This is a genomic window from Arcobacter sp. CECT 8985, assembly GCF_004116495.1.
GTDB lineage: Bacteria > Campylobacterota > Campylobacteria > Campylobacterales > Arcobacteraceae > Malaciobacter.
Window position 1 is genome coordinate 204,698 of sequence record NZ_PDKC01000001.1, and the last position, 17,149, is coordinate 221,846.

Consider the following 17,149-nt stretch of genomic DNA (forward strand, 5'->3'; position numbering starts at 1 on the left):
AATTAATATTGTAAAATAAAATATGAATATAAAAGTAGGAACATTTAACCTTTTTCAATTTGTAGAACCTCCTTATAGTTGGTATATAAAAAAAGACAAGTTTTCACAAGAAGAGTGGATAAAAAAAACCTCATGGATAAAAGAGCAATTAAAACTGATGAATTGTGATGTAGTTGGATTTCAAGAGGTATTTTCACAAGATGCATTAAAAGAATTAACTAAACAATTAGGGTATGAATATTTTTATTGTGTTGATACTGCAAAAGTTTCAGATCAAAATAAAAATGTATATATCTCAACAACTGTTGCTTTAGCATCAAAATATCCAATAGTAAATATTGATACATTAACTATAAACAATGAAATATTAAATCTATTTGAAAAAGATAATTTTGAATTTTCAAGATTACCAATAAAAGCAACAATAAAAGTAAAAAATAAAAAGATTATTACATATGTTTTTCATCTAAAATCAAATAGATTAAATGAATATGAATATAAATTTAATGAAAATAATACAATTGAAGAAAAACTAAATAAAATCATTCCTTCACTTAATAGAGGAAATTCACAAGCTTTAGAACAAAGATTAATGGAAGCTTATCATATTTGCTTTGATGTATTAAAAACTATAAAAAAGAATAAAAATATTATCTTAATTGGAGATTTAAATGATAGACAAAATAGTCTTTGTATTGATGTACTTACAAATAAAGCTTGCTTAAATATTAACTCTTTCAAAAAAGTAAATCAATACAATTTAAAAGAAGATTTTATTATGTATGATAGTTATGAAAAAGCTGAAACTAAAAGCAAAAGAGAACCTACTTCTTTTTATAAAACTATTGGAAATATATTAGATTATATTTTTGTTTCAAAAGACATAAAAGTAACTAAATTTGAGCAATTTAACACTCATTTAAAAGATAATAAAGATGGATCTTTATTACAATCAGATCATGCGCAGATTGTTTCAACAATCTTATTAAACTAACTTCTTTACATAAGACATATATAATCTTTATTTCATCATAATATTCTTTTACCAGTAAAGGAGTATTATGGATTTTATACCACATACACAAGAAGAATTGAAAAATATTGATATTAAAGAAGATGAGATATATACAATTCAATATGAACATAGAGATTACTACAATGCTGAAATAAGAACCGCAATAGGTAAAGCAAAAGCAGTAATTAGTAACAATGAAATTATATTTATTGTTACAGATGATTATGGAATGGATAAATTCATAAGAGAAGCTCGTGTAATAAAATAAGGTGTTATCATTGGGATAATAGATATTTTTCAACTTATAAAAGGAGATAAAAAATGTCAAAAAGATTATTAGTTATAGCAGGTGATTTTGTAGAAGATTATGAACTTATGGTACCTTTTCAGGCTCTAACAATGTTAGGTCATCAAGTAGATGTAGTTTGTCCTAATAAAAAAGCTGGTGAACAGATAAAAACTGCCATTCATGATTTTGAAGGTGACCAAACTTATACAGAAAAACCAGGTCATAAATTTACACTAAATGAAACTTTTGATAAAATTGATGAAAGTACATATGATGCACTTGTTGTACCAGGAGGAAGAGCTCCTGAATATATAAGATTAAATGAAAGAGTATTAGAAATTGTAAGAGATTTTAATACAAAAAATAAACCAATAGCATCTATATGTCATGGTATACAAGTATTAGTTGCTGCAGGCATAATAAAAGATAGAACTTGTTCTTGTTATCCTGCTTGTGCTCCTGATGTAATTATAAATGGAGGAACATGGGAAGATATAGGTTTTGAAGATGCCTTAGTAGATGGAAATCTAGTTACAGCTGCAGCTTGGCCAGCTCACCCAAAATGGTTAGCTGAATTTAATAAATTACTAATATAATCCAAATATAGTTAGTTACAAGTTATATACTTGTAACTATACTAAAAAAGATCTACACTTGAAACTTGATTTTCTTGAAATCTAACTACTTGGTCTCTACCACCATTTTTTGCTTCATAAAGTGCGATATCTGCATTTTTTATTACGCTATCTAAATTGTTAGAATCTTCAGGGAACATAGATAAACCTATACTTACTGTCTTTTTAAGTTTATTTCCTGCATAGACATCAATTTCATTTTCTCTTACTCTTTGTCTAATTTTATTTGCTACATTCATTGCATCTTGTTCACTATTAACACCAATTAACAATACTATAAACTCTTCTCCACCATATCTTACTATTAAATCAGATTCTCTTACTGTTTCATTTAATATTCTAGCTAACTCTTTTAATACCTTATCCCCAATATCATGTCCATACTCATCATTTACTGCTTTAAAATGATCCATATCTAGAAGAAGTACACCAACACTTATATCTTCTCTTTTTACTTGTGGAATAAGTTTTTTGCTATGCTCATCTAAGAATTTTCTATTATAAAGTCCTGTTAAGCCATCTTCAAAAGCTGATTCTTGAAGGGCTTCCATTAATAATTTAACTTCAACAGAAGGTGCAGCTTCATTTATATAACTTTTTATAAATGAAATTTTATCTTTTAAGTTATCTAACTCTCTTCTAGAAGTACAAATAAAATTTATAATTAAACAAATATTTTTACTTATTTCTACATCAATACAATAATGAAATTTATTTTTTTCTTTAAAATAAGGACAACTATGATGAAAATCTACAGAAATTACATCATTTCTTGTTCTTGCACATCTACATAACTCTGGATCATTTATAATGTTATCTTTGCAATATAGATCTTCTTCTCCAACTTCCTTAACTATTTGTATTTTATTTTTTAAAGTATCTATTTCTAAAAATGTAAAATTACTTATTTGATATTGATTTATAAATACTTCTGATAATCTTTGATAAATTTCATCTTTTGTATTATCTAACTCAATTTCTTTTTTAAATTGATATAAGTTTGATAAGTTTTTAATTATATCTTTTGATTTTTCTAAAGGATTGATATTTGAACTATTTGCAGTTTGTCCAATAAAACCTTGAAGTTTTCTTTCAATATCATATGATGTATCTTTAAATGTTGTTATCATTTTATTATAATCATTAATTAAATCTGTTATTTTATCATTTTCATATTCATTACTATTATGTATTCTTCTAAACTTTCCATTAACAGCTTGTCTAATACTTGAACTTAATTGTTGTAAAATATCAAGGTAGTAATCATTCTCTTTTCTTGAAATTAGAATCATTATAAATATAGTAAAAATAAGAATCATAGGAATTAAATATATTATTTCTAGTCCATTATTTTTATACTCACTAATATCCATTTTCATAGATACTGCACCTAAAGTATCTCCATGGTTTACATGGTGGCAACTTGTGCAATCCATACCTTTTTCTGAAGTTGCATTAAAAGGTACTGTAACTCTCATTAATGTTTTTGTAAAGTGTTCATCTAAAGAATAATTTAACTTTCCAGTTTTTAAGACCTCTTCATCCAAATCATCTTTTGGTGTTCTTAAATTACTATTTCCATATTGTTTTTTTACTAAATCACTTCTTACTACCCATAACTCTTCTATATTTTTAATTCTTGCAGCTGAATCTATAAATGTATTAACTTGATTAGTATTCCCATTTATCATATGTGACAGAAGTCCTGTTTCTACTACATTTGCTATTACTTGCGCATTTTTTATAGATGATTTTAAATTTGCATTTCTTAAATTATATAAACATAAAGATGTAATAGCAATAATTAAAAGAAATCCAATAATTATAAATAGCAGAGTTGATTTTTTACGCATTTAACAAAAAATTCCTTAAATATAGTTATTTTATTATACATTAAAAAGATTTATAAAAGATAAAAATAAAAATTATGTAGCCTTATTTATTAATAAATTTGCCACTTCATGATGAGCATGTACAAACTTTCTAATATTTAAATCTTTTAAATCTTTTCTTTCACTAGAAGAGTTGATTTTTAGTACAATATTTGCATCTTTATAAAAAGCTAAAATTGCTTCACATATTAATCTTTTTCTTTTTATATTTGATAAAGTAATTATTATACTTGATGACTCATCAACTTTTAATGACTCCAATACTGGCTTTTTATCTAAATGCCCAAAATAGGCTTTATACCCTTGTTTTCTTGCTAAAAGGACATGTCTTAAATCATCTGAAATTATTACAAATGATTTATTCTCTTCACTTAATCTTCTTGCAATAATTCTACCTAATGTTGTAAAACCACAAATTACTATATGATTTTTTTCTTCAATTGGGGTAATTTTATCTGATTCAAAAAATTCAACTTCAAAATATGAAGCAATTTTATATACATTACTAATAAGAAAAGGTGTTAAAATCATGGATAAAACTGTTACTAATATTAAAAAACTTGATAACTGTTTTGATAATAAACCATCATTTGTTGCAAGAGCAAAAATAGCAAATGAAAATTCACCAACTTGACAAAGAGAAATTGCTGTTTTTGCAGCTGTACTTTTATTTGACTTTCTTCTAATAATGAAATAAACAACAAAGGCTTTAATAAGAAGTACTGCTAAAAATATTGCAAATATATAATGAATATAACTGAAAAAATAGAATATATCTATTTTTGTCCCAACACTAAAAAAGAATGCGCCCAATAAAAAATCTTTATATGTTGCAATATCAGATTCAATTTTTATTCTAAAACTTGTTTCAGAGATTATCATCCCTGCAATAAATGCCCCAAGAGAATATGTAAATCCCATTTCATGAGCTAAAATAGAAGCTCCCATCACAATAGAAAAAATAGAACCTAAAAATAGCTCTTCAACATGAGTATTAGAAGCAAATTTAAGCAACCAATTCATCAATTTTTTTCCAATTGTAAATAAAAAAGCAATCACAATAATAGCTGAAAACAAAGTATTCGTAATAACTTCACTTATAGATAAAGTATCATTTGCTAAAAATGATATTAGTAATAATATAGGAATAACTGCCAAATCTTGAAAAATCAATATTGCAGTCGATTTTTCACCAAATGGCGTATAAATATCTTTTGATTGCTTTAAATAACTTAATACAATTGCAGTTGATGAAAGTGAAAAAGCAAGTGAAATAATAATTGATGCAGTTACACCAAGATTTAAAACATAATGTGAAAATAAAAATATAATGATAGAACTTAAACTAACTTGTAAAAACCCATTAAGTAGTAGTATCTCTTTCATCTTCCTTATACGTTCAAAGCTCATCTCCAAGCCAATAGTAAACATAAGAAAAACAATACCAAATTCTGCAATAAGTTCTAAAGAATGAATATCAATTCCATTAAAATTAAAAATATAACTAATAATAGTACCAGTAGCTATATATCCAATAATATGAGAAATTCCAAATCTTTTTAAAATAATATTAAGTACAGTTGATATTGCAATTGTTAAAAATAGTGTAAATAGAATATTTTGCATTTTTCCTCTTTTAATTAAATAATATTATACTAAATTAATACATTATTATTAATAAAATAAATAATAAAAAATAATCATAATTTAATTAAACTGTGTTAATGCACAAATATAACTTTGTTCTTGATACTTTTTTAATGTTTTAGGATAAAGAATATCATTTTTCTTTTCAAAAGAGCCAAGTGCTTGTGCAGAGATAAGTTCAACTTCACAAATAGTGTTTAATTGAATTAAACTCTCCATTTTAAAAGTAACTGCACCACCTGAAAAATTACCTTTTTTTGCTCTTTTTTTGATAATTACTTTTTCAATATTATTAAAAGATAAAAACTCTTCTATTTGTTTATAAAAATTCTTAATATTATTTTGTTTTTCATCATCTTCTAATGTAATTTTTTTTATTTTTAAATCAATATAATCTACAATATCATCTATTAAACTATTTTTTAAAACACTCAATACTGCATAATTTGATTTTAATTCGATACCACAAACTATCATATTTCTCCTTTTTGTTATTATATATAAAAAAAATCACATATTAAACTTTTATTACAAAATGAAATATTTTATTTTTCTATGTTAAAATCGTTTGTTAAAGGTAAGAGATGAAAAATATAATAAAACTACTATTTAAAGAGCAAGTAGGTTCTATTTTAATACTATGTTTATTACTAATTTTTATACTAATTTCTACAATTTTATTGACTTATACATTTGATGCAAAATTAGCAAATAAAATCACTTCATTGGTTTTTTCTAATATCTTTCTTGGAAGAGTTCCATCTTTATCCTTAGGTTATACATATAATTTATCTCATTTTATTGTAATTACTACTAATATAATAACAGAATTAATTCTTGTCACTCTTTTATATCCTTTATTTGTTTTTAGTTTTAAAGGTATATTGAAAATCAAACTACTTGATGATTTTTTTTCAAAAATCAAGCAAAAGAAAAAACAAAATCAAGCAAAATTTGAGAAATATGGGAAAATTGGACTTTTTATTTTTGTTTTTATTCCTTTTTGGATGACAGGACCAATTGTAGGTGCAATAATTGGATACTTAATTGGATTAAAACACTATACAACAATGTTTATTGTTTTCATTGCAACTTGTTTAGCAATTATACTTTGGGGGATGTTTTTAAATGAAATAATTAATTTTATTGTACAAATTGATATAAGAATCATGTGGGGATTATTACTATTTTTTGTAATAATTTTATTAATAAATAAAATAAAAAAACTATTTCATAAAAGGAATTAAAATTCCTTTTATAATTCAGAGTTAATTAAATCTTTTAATTCTTGTAAACCAAATTTTTCTAAAGGTTTTCCATTTACAAAATACTCTGGTGTTTTTGTTACATTTAATTGTTTTGCATCTGCTAAGTCTTGTTTTATTCTTTTTGTTATTTCTTCATCATTTATATGCTCTGCTAGTTTACTCATATCTACACCTGATTTAGGTAAAATTGAAATTAATTTTTTAGGGTTCACAACATGATGATCAATCCAATATCTTTGAGTTGAAAACATAAATTCTAAGACATCAAAAAATTTACCTTGTTTTCTAGCTGATTCTAAAACTCTAACTGCAAAATCAGAATTTTGATGAAAAGGAGTATATCTTAATACAAGCTTTATATCTCCTTCATTTTTTTTCATTATTTGTTTTACATGTGGATAAAACTGTGCACAAGTACCACAAGCAGGATCAAAAAACTCTACTAATTGAACTTTTGCATCTTTATTTCCTTCTACAATAGAATAATCTCTTTGTAAATATTGTTGTTTTTTAGCTAATAAAGCACTATATTCTTCAGATTTTTTGTTTTGATAATAGTAAGTTACTGCAATAAAAGCAATTAACAAAGTTAAAATAGAACCTAACACTATCTTTTTATTCTTCATATTCACTCCAAATGTTTATTTATTATATATTTTACTTTTTTTCATGTGTAGCTTGTGTGTAGAATAATCAATAGTTAAAAACTAATTTTGTATCATTACAAAAATAAAATAAAGAGCATAAATGAAAAAAAATAAAAAAGTCATACTAAAAAGAGAAATAGAAAAACCTATTAAAGTCTGGGGCAAACAATTAAAATTAACAAGAGTTTTACTTATTTTATCTGTTGGATTGATATATTTTATAAGTTTATATATTGAAATCAAAACTTTAACTCCATTAATTATAGGAATAATTCCAGCAATTTTATTTATTATATCTCTTAGGCTTTATCAAAATAGAATTGTATATTTTGGTAATTATAGTATTGAATGTTCAAATGCAGGAGATTTATATCTTACAAAATTAAAAGGTGACTGCCCTACTTGTGGTGGGCAGTTAAAGATTGTTAAAAAAAGTAATACAGAATATATTCAATGTCAAAATAACACTGAACATAAATTTTACTTAGAAGTAAATTGAGATTTATTCTTTATTTACTTTACTTTTAAAACAGCACTATTACATAAATCATCACTCTCATAAGCTGTGATATCACCTTCATTTAAGTTTGGATAAGGGAAAAGTCTAACAGTTAAAGGCTTGTTTAATCTAAAGGCCATAGTTCCAGTATCTCTCATAATTGAAGATATTTTTTCTATTGATGTATCACCTTCAATAGGAACAGTATCAAGTCCAATTCCACAAACTGCACTATTTGTAAGAAGCGTTCTTACATCAAAATCTTTATTTATTGTTCCTTTTGATAAACCTAAATCTTCAATTACTGCTAACATAAGTCCTGAAAATCCCACTAATGGAACATTTTTTACACTTTTAAATACTTTTGTTAATAATGAAGATGCTTCTACACTTCCTGCTGCACCAAAAAACTCAACACCAAGCTCGTTATAAACACTTACCATTGAAGAGCAGTTTTTAGAAGGTGCTACTGAGCTATCAATTCCTACAAATTTAAAATCTTTATTTGAATAGTTATTTATTACTTCATTTATATTATCTACATGGTACTGCAATGCATTTGATAAAACATCATAATAATCTTTAAATAATTTTTGATGATTTACATTTTTATTTTTTGAATTAAAATCTTTTAAAACTTCAACAAGTAAATCAGGTGTTTCAAGTCCTACAACATAAGAGTTTTCTAAATTACTATCATGAAAAGAAGCTGGAAAATAAGGAATAAAAGGTTTACAATTAAAATTTACTGTAAAGTTAAAATTACCCTCACCTCTTGGTGTTATCTCACTTATTTTTTTAACTGTATTAGCACATTGTAAAATTGTCTCATTATCCAAAATATCAAAATCATCTTTTTTAATATTTACACATGCATTTGATAAATCACCAAACTGGCTAATAAGTTTAGGCAACATTTCTATTTCTTCTTTTGTTTTTGCTTCACCAATTGCAAATCTCATTCTCAAACTTTTAGTTGAATATTTAGTTAAATAAGAAGAAATTAATTCAAATTCTTTTTTTGTATTTTCAAAATTTGTAGTATCAAGGTACTCTCCAAAAGCATTTGTAACAATTCTAATAGATTGTACTTCATAATCTATTTTATTAAATTTTTTACTTAAATCTATACAAAAGTTACATGCTTTTTTAATCTCTTCTTCCCATAAAGTTTTATCTTTACTTAAAGATAAAAAAGTTGTAATTGTTCTTACTTTACAAAGTTTTTTATTTTTATAAATCATATGTATCCTTTAATACGCAAATATTATCAAAGTTCTTTTTTTTTTACAATCCAAATATTGCTTAATCATCTATTTTTTCTTTTTCTTACTTTAATATTATTTAAAATTGATATTGATATTAAAGTTAAAATAGTTCCTATTACAATTGAAAAATTTATACTCTCTTTTAAAAAAACTGCACTTAGTATAATTGCAGACATTGGAACAAAAAATATAAATGAACTTACTTCTCTTGCTCCAAGTTTTTCAATACCTAAAAAATAAATTGTATTTGCAAAGGTTGAAGCAAAAATTGTAAGAGTAAAAATATTAATCCAAAATTTCAAGTCAAATTCATTAAAAGGCAAGTTTGTAATATCTACAAAAAATATCAAATTCAAAATAGAAGTTACTACATATAAATAAAAAGTAAAAACTACTGGCGATATCTTTGTTGATTTTGAACTCAATATTGTAACAATTGGCCAAAAAATGGAAGCAAGAATAAAATATAAATTATGTAAAGTAAATATGGAAGATGCATCAAAAGTGTAAATACGAAGCATAATCATAACTCCAAATGCACCAATAATTAATGCGATTGTATCTTTTCTTTCAATTTTTCTTTTTCCTAAAAGTGCTAAAATTAAAAATGTATTTATTGGAACAAGTGTAGTAACAAAAGCTCCTGCTAAACTTGCTGTTCCATATTTAGTACCTAAGAAGAAATATTTCATATAAAGTATTAATGCAATAGATGTAATAACAACTAAACAAAAAGTCTTGAAATCAATTTTAAAACTCTTTTTTAAGATGATAATTATAGGAATCATTGTAAGTGCAGTAATAAAAAATCTCAAAAACATTGTTTGAAACTCATTTATATATTCGCTTAAAACTTTTACATTTACCCAAGAAGCACCCCAAGCAAACATAGATAAAAATAATAATATATAAAATATATTTTTATTTGTTTTTAACATAATAACCCTTTTTTTATCGGAAGTTTATCCATTAAAAAGTTATTTGTATAGAATATAATTGCTACTATTTCTTAATTTACTAGGAACGTATCCATATACTTTTTTAAAGTTTCTTATAAAATGAGATTGATCACTAAAACCAACATTTAAAGCAGTTTCATTTAAACTTATACCTTTTGCAATAAACTCTTTTGCTTTTTCTAACCTTTGAGAAAGAATAAATTGATGAGGAGTCAAACCAATACTATTTTTAAAAACTCTTAAAAAATGATATTTACTTAAATTTACATTTAAAGACAGTTCATCTAAAGTGATATTTGTATCTATATTATCTATTATAAAATCTATACTATTTCTAATAATTTTAATATCATTAAAGATTGGCTCACATTTTTTTGTTTTAGTTGTATATTTTTTTACTAAATAAGATAATGCATCTATTAAATTAGTTTCAATCTCCATTCTATTAATATTTGAATATATACTAATAAAGAATTTTGATAATAAATAATACAAATAATCATCTTGTATAATATGTGAAGAGAACTCTGGCAATTTTTTTTCAAAAAACATTTGTTCATAAATTTCACTCATTAATTCTATTGTTGGATAAAAATTTGTATATTTCCAAGAGTCTGAGCTTCCACTATGCACTTCCCCTGGATTTATTATTCTTGTTGAGTTTTTATAAGAAAGAGAAATATTATTTTGATTTATAGATTTAAACATACCATCATGAGTCACACCCACTGTAAAAGTATTATGAAAATGTTTAGAAAAATCATTATCCGTTTTTGTTATGTTTTCAAATCGTATATTATTTAGTGTCTGTAGTTTCATTTATTAATTATAACTAAAATTAAAAAATAAAAATAGAATAAAATTGCTAATGTGATATATATATTTTTCTTATATTATTTAAACCTTAATTAATTATTTTATATTATAATTATAAGCTAAGCTGTATATTAGGTCTATGGATTAGACATGCATGTAAAAGCAACTCATTTATAAAAAAATAAAGCTTTTTTATACATGTAATTCTAATTTTACGCAGCAACAAAAAGGTAATAAAATGGGTGTACATGAACATAAAGATCTACTTGAAAAAATAGGCGTAGACGTACCAAGACACGCAAAAATGATGGAAATGGGATTTGAATCATATAAAAATCAATTTATGAGTCAAAAAAATAGACCTGAAGCTATGAAATATTTTGATTGGTTTATGAGTGAAATGCAAGGTCAAAGAATTGCAGAAATAAATAAATTAAGAGAGAATAAAAAACCAGCAATTGGTGCTTTTTGTATCTTTGTTCCAGAAGAATTGATTGTAGGAGCTGGAGGAGCATGTTTTGGACTATGTGGAGGAAGTCCAGCAACAATTGCAGATGCTGAGACTGAACTACCTAGAAATATCTGTCCTTTAATAAAATCAGCTCATGGATTTAAACTTCAAAAAACATGTGCTTATACTCAATCATCTGATTTTATTTATGGTGAAACTACATGTGAAGCTAAGAAAAAAACATGGGAAATATTAGGGAAACACCATCCTGTAAAAGTTATGAATATTCCTCATATGAAAAGAGAAAAAGATTTAAAACTTTGGAAAGAAGAGTTATTTGAATTTAAAGAACATTTAGAAGAGATTACTGAAGAAAAGCTTTCATTAGAAAAAATGAAAGAGGGAGTAAAAATTGTAAATGAAAAAAGAAAAGCATTACAAAGATTAGATAGATTAAGAAGTATGAATCCAGATATTATACCAATTAGTGGTAAAGATGGATTATTTATCACTCAAATGGGATTTTTAGATGATCCAGTAAGATATACTCAAAAAGTAAATGAATTATGTGATGAATTAGAAAAAAGAGTTCAAGAAAAAGTAAGTGTATTTGAAAAATATACACCAAGACTTATGGTTTTAGGAACTCCTTTTGCGCCACCAAACTGGAAACTTCACACAGCAGTTGAGACAAGTGGAGGAGCAATTGTAAATGAAGAGTCTTGTATAGGACACAGATATTATAAAGATAATGTAGATTTAGATGATGTTCAAGATGAAGATACATTAATGCAAAAATTACTAGATAAATATAGTGCAGTTGATTGTGCATGTTTTACACCAAATGCTCCAAGAATTGATAAAGTTCTTCAAATGTACAAAGATAGAAAATTAGATGGTGTTATATATTATACTTTATCTTTTTGTCATACATATAATGTTGAAGCACACTTAGTAACTCAAGCTTTAGAAAATGAAGGAATTCCTTGTTTAGTTATTGAATCTGATTATTCACCTGAAGATGCAGGTCAAATTAAAACAAGAGTTGAGGCATTTTTAGAAAGTATTAGTTTTAAAAATAAAGCAAAGAATTTTCAAAAACTTCAAGAAAAATAGATGTTTTGGGGAATTGATGTAGGGTCCACATATACAAAAATATGTGGACTTGATGAAAATAAAAATATTATCGATATAAAAGTTATTCCAACAATTGTAAATCAAGATGAAATTGTAAAAGAGTATCTACAAGACAAAAAAATAAAAATGCTTGTCTCAACTGGATATGGAAGACATATGATAGAAGAAGTTTACTCTTGTCCAGTAATAAGTGAAATAAAAGCCCATGCAAAAGGTGCCTATAGCTTTTTAAAAAATGCAGATATGGTTATTGATTTGGGTGGACAAGATAGTAAAGTTATAAAACTTGATTTGTCTGGTGGTTTTACTGATTTTAAGATGAATGATAAATGTGCTGCTGGAACTGGTAGATTTTTAGAAATTGCATCAAATAGAATGGGATTAGAATTTGATGATTTTTCGCAAATAGGATTTAAAGCAACAAAAGAACTATCAATATCAAGTATGTGTGCAGTATTTGCTGAATCTGAAGTCATTTCCTTAATTGCAAAGAAAGAGAGTGCTGCAAATATATGTTATGCTGTACATGATTCAATTGCATCAAGACTTGCATCAATGGCAAGAAAATTTGCATCTAAAAGTGATAAAATAATATTTACAGGTGGTGGAGCATTAAACCCCTTTTTAGTACATCTTTTATCATTAAAACTAGAAAAAGAAGTAATTCCAGCAAAACATCCACAATTAATAGGTGCCATTGGTGCAGCCTATAGTGGATACGAAATAATTTAAGAATATAAAAATTTTAATAAAATTTTTATATTTTGGTGTTTATTTTGATTACTCCTTCAATTTTATTAGATTATAATCTTGTAAAAGATAGAAGGAATAACATGTCAATATCTAATTATATAATGTTAGCTATTTTATTTATATTGACATTTATTATGTTAATAAAATTAATAAAAGCATAAAGTAATATGAAAAATTTTTTAAGTAAATATACAAAATTTAACTATTTTGTTCAAGCAATTGTAATATTGCTGATTATAACTGTAGTTAGTCATCTATTTAGAGAACACTTAGATATAATAAATATCGCACTAATGCATATTATTCCTGTTATATATGTAGCTATTCGTGGAAAAATTAAAGCAACTTTTTTTATAACACTTATAAGTGTTATTTGTATTAATTTTTTATATATTCCACCACTATATAGTTTTAATGTACATGAAGAACTATATTTAATAACTTTTATAATTTTTGGTATTGTAGGAGGAATTATTACTTATCAAGCTAAAAAACTTGATAGTCAAAAAAAACAAAATCAATTAAGAGAGAGTCTTTTAAATATAATTTCACATGATCTAAGAACTCCTCTTGCTACAATTCACGGAACTACAAATTTAATTTTGTCAAATGATGATATAGACCAAGTAAAACAAAGAGATTTATTAGAAGACATCAATTATGCTTCATTGAGAATGAAAAGATTAATAACAAATTTACTTGATAGCACAAGATTATCAGGACAAATTAAATTAAAATACGAATGGTGTGATTTTGAAGATATTGTTGGTGTTTCAATTGAAAATTTTTCACAGAAGCAAAATGAGGATTACTTAAATATTGAACTTGATGAGTTAGGATTATATTGGGGTGACAATACACTTTTAACACAACTTATAACAAACCTATTAGATAATGCATTCAAATACTCTAAATCAGGTTCAAAAATTGATTTACAAATTGAAAACTTTAATGAATATATAAAAATTACTGTATTTAATAAAAGTGAATTTATAAATAAAAAGAAATTAAAAAATATATTTGATAAATTTTATAGATTAGAAGATACAAATGATATTTCAGGTAGTGGCATAGGTTTAGCAATATGCAAAAATATTGTAAAATTACATGGTGGAGATATAAAAGCATCTCATAAAAATAATGGTATATTAATTGAAGTTGATTTACCAGTTAAGAAAAAAGCGAAGTTATAATGAAAGAATTAATACATATAATAGAAGATGACACATCAGTAAGAAAGCTTTTAGAAGTAACTTTTAAAGAGTATGATTTCAATTATATTACTAGTGAAAGTAAAAAAAATGCGATGATTATGTTTTTAAGTCATAATCCAAATCTTCTAATTGTAGACTTAGGTTTACCTGATGGCGATGGTAAAGACTTTATAAAACAAATAAGAGAGATTTCAAAAGTTCCAATTATTGTATTAACTGCAAGAGATGATGAAAAAGAGATAATTTCTACTCTAGATGCAGGAGCAGATGATTATATTACTAAGCCTTTTTCTGTAAAAGAACTTCTTGCAAGAATAAGAGCGAATATAAGAAGAAATATTTCTGCTGATGACAACAATGAAATTCATGTTTGCAATGATTTAAAGTTAAATATTTCAACTAGAGATGTTATTTTTAAAGAAGAAAATTTAAAATTAACTCCAATTGAATATGACTTACTAAAATATTTCATTTTAAATGCAAATAAAACATTAACTCATAAACAAATTTTAAATGAAGTTTGGGGTACAGGGTATCAAAATGAAATGCAATACCTAAGAACTTATGTGAATACATTAAGAAAAAAAATTGAAGAAGAGAGTACAAGACCTAAATACATAAAAACAATCTCTGGTGTTGGTTATCGGTTTTATTGTAACAAAGAGGATTAATGGGGTATAAATATGTTAGGAATATCTTTTATGGATATTTAATTATTATTACATTTGGAGCTATAATTTTAAGTCTTCCAATATGTCATAAAGCAGAATTATCATTTATAGATGCCCTTTTTACATCAGCTAGTGCAACTTGTGTAACAGGACTTATTGTAACAAGTACTGCTGATAATTTTACATTATTTGGTGAAATAATTATACTACTTTTAATTCAATGTGGTGGTATTGGGTATATGACATTGGTGATTATTTTCTATATTTTTATTAGAAATAAGCTTACAATAAACGAAAAAAGAGCAATGAAGGAATCTCTTGATTTACCAGATTTACACGTAAGTTCATTTGTAAAAAAAATTATTTTAATTGTTTTGGTTATCGAATTAATTGGAGCAATCTTATTATCAATTGGTTTTTATGAAAAATATCCTTTGTTAGACTCAATTTGGTATGGCATTTTTCATAGTGTAAGTGCTTTTAATAATGCAGGTTTTTCTTTATTTCCTGATAGTATGATGAGTTTTCAAAATAATGCTTTAGTATTAACAATTATATCACTTCTTGTTATTTGTGGTGGTCTTGGTTATTTTGTTTTGATTGAAATATATGAAAATAGAAAAGTATCAAAAAGATTTTCTATTCATACAAGAATTATGATATATGGAACTATAATTTTAATAATATTTGGAATGGTTCTATTTTTATCAACTGAGTGGAATAATAAAAATACTTTTGGGAATATGTCCATTTATCAAAAAATATTAAACTCATTTTTTCTCTCAATTAACTTTAGAACAAGTGGTTTTAATAGTATTGATATTGGTGCATTGAAAGATTCATCACTATTTTTCTCTTGTCTTTTTATGATGATAGGAGGAGGACAAGGAAGTACAGCTGGAGGAATGAAAATAACAACTGTAGCAGTACTAATTATCACAGTAATATATATATTAAAAGAGAGTAATCAACAACCAAATATTTTTAAAAGAACAATAGATCAAAAATTGATAAACAAAGCACTTGCTATTATTATGTGTTCTTCATTCTTTGTACTTATGGCAGCTCTTATTTTAATTGAAACTCAAAAACTACCTTTATTGAAAACTCTATTTGAAGTTGTATCAGCTTTTGGAACAGTTGGAGTTTCTACAGGTAATGGAGGAATATTAAGTTTTTCACAACAATTTGATACATTTGGAAAATTTATAATAATAATTTTAATGTTAGCAGGAAGATTAGGTGTATTTGCCTTTGGTATAGCATTAATAGGAAAAGCAAAAGCAAAACATTTTAAATACCCTACAGGAAGGATAATTATATGAAAACAGTTGCTATTATTGGACTTGGTAAATTTGGATTTTATGTAGCAAAATCTTTATCAAGATTAAATCATACAGTTATTGCAGTTGATAATGATGAAAATAAGATTCAAGAAATAAGTGAATATGTTGACAATGCATTTGTTATTGATAGTACAAGTAAGCAAGCTTTAGAAGAAGTTGGAATATATAATTTAAGTACTGTAATCGTAAGTATAGGTGAAAATATAGAATCAAGTATTCTAACAGTTATGGCACTGAAAGATTTGAACAATAAAAATATTATTGCTAAAGCAATAACTTCAATTCATGGAGAGATTTTATCAAAAATTGGTGCTTTTAAAGTCATATACCCAGAAAAACTAGCAGGAAGACTACTTGTAAAAAAGCTTGTTCAAAATATCACAGTTGATGAAATTGATTTAAGTAATTCAGTTAAAATGGTAAAATTTTTAGCAAATAAAAAAGTGATTTCTCATACAATAGGAGAAATTCAAGAATATTATAATGAAATAAGAATTGTTTCTTATAAAACTGAAGGAGAATGGGTAATTGTTCCAGATTTAAATCATACTGTAAAAGAAAATGATATTCTTGTATTTTTAGGAAAAGCAGAATTTATGCAAGATTTATACAAGAAAATCTGTAGTGAAAGCTAAAAAAGAT

The 17,149-nt window shown here is 25.0% G+C and carries 18 protein-coding genes; 11 read left to right on the forward strand and 7 right to left on the reverse strand.

What is annotated here, in order from left to right; all coding sequences use genetic code 11:
- Nucleotides 1-22: 22 nt before the first annotated feature.
- The 3 genes from CRU93_RS01020 to CRU93_RS01030 all read left to right on the forward strand — a co-directional run bounded on the left by CRU93_RS01020 (nucleotide 23) and on the right by CRU93_RS01030 (nucleotide 1,900).
- The gene (locus tag CRU93_RS01020; protein ID WP_129102319.1) at nucleotides 23-994 is read left to right on the forward strand and encodes an endonuclease/exonuclease/phosphatase family protein; all 972 of its coding nucleotides are present in this window, start codon (nucleotides 23-25) and stop codon (nucleotides 992-994) included.
- 67 nt (nucleotides 995-1,061) lie between these two features.
- A complete protein-coding gene (locus CRU93_RS01025; RefSeq protein ID WP_129102320.1) occupies nucleotides 1,062-1,283 on the forward strand; it encodes a hypothetical protein in 222 nt (73 codons plus the stop codon).
- Nucleotides 1,284-1,336: 53 nt separating this feature from the next.
- Complete coding sequence (locus CRU93_RS01030) at nucleotides 1,337-1,900, forward strand: DJ-1/PfpI family protein (protein ID WP_129102321.1); 564 nt, start codon at nucleotides 1,337-1,339, stop codon at nucleotides 1,898-1,900.
- 41 nt (nucleotides 1,901-1,941) lie between these two features.
- On the opposite strand, the gene CRU93_RS01035 is transcribed toward CRU93_RS01030, so the two are convergent.
- The 3 genes from CRU93_RS01035 to CRU93_RS01045 all read right to left on the reverse strand — a co-directional run bounded on the left by CRU93_RS01035 (nucleotide 1,942) and on the right by CRU93_RS01045 (nucleotide 5,955).
- Entirely contained in the window at nucleotides 1,942-3,792 is a 1,851-nt protein-coding gene (locus CRU93_RS01035; protein ID WP_129102322.1) for a GGDEF domain-containing protein, read from the reverse strand.
- A gap of 72 nt (nucleotides 3,793-3,864) precedes the next feature.
- Entirely contained in the window at nucleotides 3,865-5,457 is a 1,593-nt protein-coding gene (locus CRU93_RS01040; RefSeq protein WP_129102323.1) for a cation:proton antiporter, read from the reverse strand.
- 81 nt (nucleotides 5,458-5,538) lie between these two features.
- Complete coding sequence (locus CRU93_RS01045; protein ID WP_129102324.1) at nucleotides 5,539-5,955, reverse strand: DUF3010 family protein; 417 nt, start codon at nucleotides 5,953-5,955, stop codon at nucleotides 5,539-5,541.
- A gap of 107 nt (nucleotides 5,956-6,062) precedes the next feature.
- Here CRU93_RS01045 and CRU93_RS01050 point away from each other — a divergent pair, with 107 nt between their 5' ends.
- Nucleotides 6,063-6,725 (forward strand): small multi-drug export protein, encoded by a 663-nt coding sequence (locus CRU93_RS01050; RefSeq protein WP_129102325.1) that lies wholly within the window; start codon nucleotides 6,063-6,065, stop codon nucleotides 6,723-6,725.
- An 8-nt stretch (nucleotides 6,726-6,733) separates the two neighbouring features.
- On the opposite strand, the gene CRU93_RS01055 is transcribed toward CRU93_RS01050, so the two are convergent.
- A complete protein-coding gene (locus tag CRU93_RS01055) occupies nucleotides 6,734-7,372 on the reverse strand; it encodes a thioredoxin domain-containing protein (protein WP_129102326.1) in 639 nt (212 codons plus the stop codon).
- A gap of 121 nt (nucleotides 7,373-7,493) precedes the next feature.
- Between CRU93_RS01055 and CRU93_RS01060 the strand changes: the two genes are divergently transcribed.
- Entirely contained in the window at nucleotides 7,494-7,892 is a 399-nt protein-coding gene (locus CRU93_RS01060) for a hypothetical protein (protein WP_129102327.1), read from the forward strand.
- Between the two features lie 14 nt (nucleotides 7,893-7,906).
- Here the strand turns inward: CRU93_RS01060 and CRU93_RS01065 are convergent, their stop codons facing one another.
- The 3 genes from CRU93_RS01065 to CRU93_RS01075 all read right to left on the reverse strand — a co-directional run bounded on the left by CRU93_RS01065 (nucleotide 7,907) and on the right by CRU93_RS01075 (nucleotide 10,938).
- Nucleotides 7,907-9,136: a DUF711 family protein gene (locus tag CRU93_RS01065; protein ID WP_129102328.1), complete on the reverse strand. Its 1,230-nt coding sequence runs from the start codon at nucleotides 9,134-9,136 to the stop codon at nucleotides 7,907-7,909.
- 65 nt (nucleotides 9,137-9,201) lie between these two features.
- Nucleotides 9,202-10,098 carry a DMT family transporter gene (locus CRU93_RS01070; protein WP_129102329.1) on the reverse strand — a complete coding sequence of 299 codons (897 nt, stop codon included), beginning with the start codon at nucleotides 10,096-10,098 and terminating at the stop codon, nucleotides 9,202-9,204.
- A 39-nt stretch (nucleotides 10,099-10,137) separates the two neighbouring features.
- Nucleotides 10,138-10,938, reverse strand: a complete 801-nt coding sequence (locus tag CRU93_RS01075) for an AraC family transcriptional regulator (protein ID WP_129102330.1) — start codon at nucleotides 10,936-10,938, stop codon at nucleotides 10,138-10,140.
- Between the two features lie 235 nt (nucleotides 10,939-11,173).
- Between CRU93_RS01075 and CRU93_RS01080 the strand changes: the two genes are divergently transcribed.
- The 6 genes from CRU93_RS01080 (at nucleotide 11,174) to CRU93_RS01105 (ending at nucleotide 17,142) form a co-directional block, all read left to right on the forward strand.
- A complete protein-coding gene (locus CRU93_RS01080) occupies nucleotides 11,174-12,502 on the forward strand; it encodes a double-cubane-cluster-containing anaerobic reductase (protein WP_129102331.1) in 1,329 nt (442 codons plus the stop codon).
- Nucleotides 12,503-13,255, forward strand: coding sequence for an acyl-CoA dehydratase activase (locus CRU93_RS01085; RefSeq protein WP_129102332.1), 753 nt, complete (start codon nucleotides 12,503-12,505; stop codon nucleotides 13,253-13,255).
- Nucleotides 13,256-13,443: 188 nt separating this feature from the next.
- On the forward strand, nucleotides 13,444-14,469 hold the full coding sequence (locus CRU93_RS01090; protein ID WP_129102333.1) for a DUF4118 domain-containing protein: 1,026 nt from the start codon (nucleotides 13,444-13,446) through the stop codon (nucleotides 14,467-14,469).
- Nucleotides 14,469-15,161: a response regulator gene (locus CRU93_RS01095; RefSeq protein WP_129102334.1), complete on the forward strand. Its 693-nt coding sequence runs from the start codon at nucleotides 14,469-14,471 to the stop codon at nucleotides 15,159-15,161. The genes CRU93_RS01090 and CRU93_RS01095 overlap by 1 nt, the downstream gene beginning before the upstream one ends.
- Complete coding sequence (locus CRU93_RS01100) at nucleotides 15,161-16,486, forward strand: TrkH family potassium uptake protein (protein WP_129102335.1); 1,326 nt, start codon at nucleotides 15,161-15,163, stop codon at nucleotides 16,484-16,486. The genes CRU93_RS01095 and CRU93_RS01100 overlap by 1 nt, the downstream gene beginning before the upstream one ends.
- Complete coding sequence (locus tag CRU93_RS01105) at nucleotides 16,483-17,142, forward strand: TrkA family potassium uptake protein (protein ID WP_129102336.1); 660 nt, start codon at nucleotides 16,483-16,485, stop codon at nucleotides 17,140-17,142. Before CRU93_RS01100 ends, CRU93_RS01105 begins: the two co-directional genes overlap by 4 nt.
- The last annotated feature ends 7 nt before the right edge of the window (nucleotides 17,143-17,149 follow it).

What these genes read in the sequence shown, in the direction of transcription:
- CRU93_RS01025 (WP_129102320.1), top strand. Translation starts at nt 1,062, where the DNA reads ATGGATTTTATACCACATACACAAGAAGAATTGAAAAATATTGATATT.
- CRU93_RS01105 (WP_129102336.1), top strand. Translation starts at nt 16,483, where the DNA reads ATGAAAACAGTTGCTATTATTGGACTTGGTAAATTTGGATTTTATGTA.
- CRU93_RS01065 (WP_129102328.1), bottom strand. Translation starts at nt 9,136, where the DNA reads ATGATTTATAAAAATAAAAAACTTTGTAAAGTAAGAACAATTACAACT.
- CRU93_RS01020 (WP_129102319.1), top strand. Translation starts at nt 23, where the DNA reads ATGAATATAAAAGTAGGAACATTTAACCTTTTTCAATTTGTAGAACCT.
- CRU93_RS01060 (WP_129102327.1), top strand. Translation starts at nt 7,494, where the DNA reads ATGAAAAAAAATAAAAAAGTCATACTAAAAAGAGAAATAGAAAAACCT.
- CRU93_RS01040 (WP_129102323.1), bottom strand. Translation starts at nt 5,457, where the DNA reads ATGCAAAATATTCTATTTACACTATTTTTAACAATTGCAATATCAACT.
- CRU93_RS01050 (WP_129102325.1), top strand. Translation starts at nt 6,063, where the DNA reads ATGAAAAATATAATAAAACTACTATTTAAAGAGCAAGTAGGTTCTATT.
- CRU93_RS01090 (WP_129102333.1), top strand. Translation starts at nt 13,444, where the DNA reads ATGAAAAATTTTTTAAGTAAATATACAAAATTTAACTATTTTGTTCAA.
- CRU93_RS01095 (WP_129102334.1), top strand. Translation starts at nt 14,469, where the DNA reads ATGAAAGAATTAATACATATAATAGAAGATGACACATCAGTAAGAAAG.
- CRU93_RS01075 (WP_129102330.1), bottom strand. Translation starts at nt 10,938, where the DNA reads ATGAAACTACAGACACTAAATAATATACGATTTGAAAACATAACAAAA.
- CRU93_RS01055 (WP_129102326.1), bottom strand. Translation starts at nt 7,372, where the DNA reads ATGAAGAATAAAAAGATAGTGTTAGGTTCTATTTTAACTTTGTTAATT.
- CRU93_RS01030 (WP_129102321.1), top strand. Translation starts at nt 1,337, where the DNA reads ATGTCAAAAAGATTATTAGTTATAGCAGGTGATTTTGTAGAAGATTAT.
- CRU93_RS01085 (WP_129102332.1), top strand. Translation starts at nt 12,503, where the DNA reads ATGTTTTGGGGAATTGATGTAGGGTCCACATATACAAAAATATGTGGA.
- CRU93_RS01080 (WP_129102331.1), top strand. Translation starts at nt 11,174, where the DNA reads ATGGGTGTACATGAACATAAAGATCTACTTGAAAAAATAGGCGTAGAC.
- CRU93_RS01070 (WP_129102329.1), bottom strand. Translation starts at nt 10,098, where the DNA reads ATGTTAAAAACAAATAAAAATATATTTTATATATTATTATTTTTATCT.
- CRU93_RS01035 (WP_129102322.1), bottom strand. Translation starts at nt 3,792, where the DNA reads ATGCGTAAAAAATCAACTCTGCTATTTATAATTATTGGATTTCTTTTA.
- CRU93_RS01100 (WP_129102335.1), top strand. Translation starts at nt 15,161, where the DNA reads ATGGGGTATAAATATGTTAGGAATATCTTTTATGGATATTTAATTATT.
- CRU93_RS01045 (WP_129102324.1), bottom strand. Translation starts at nt 5,955, where the DNA reads ATGATAGTTTGTGGTATCGAATTAAAATCAAATTATGCAGTATTGAGT.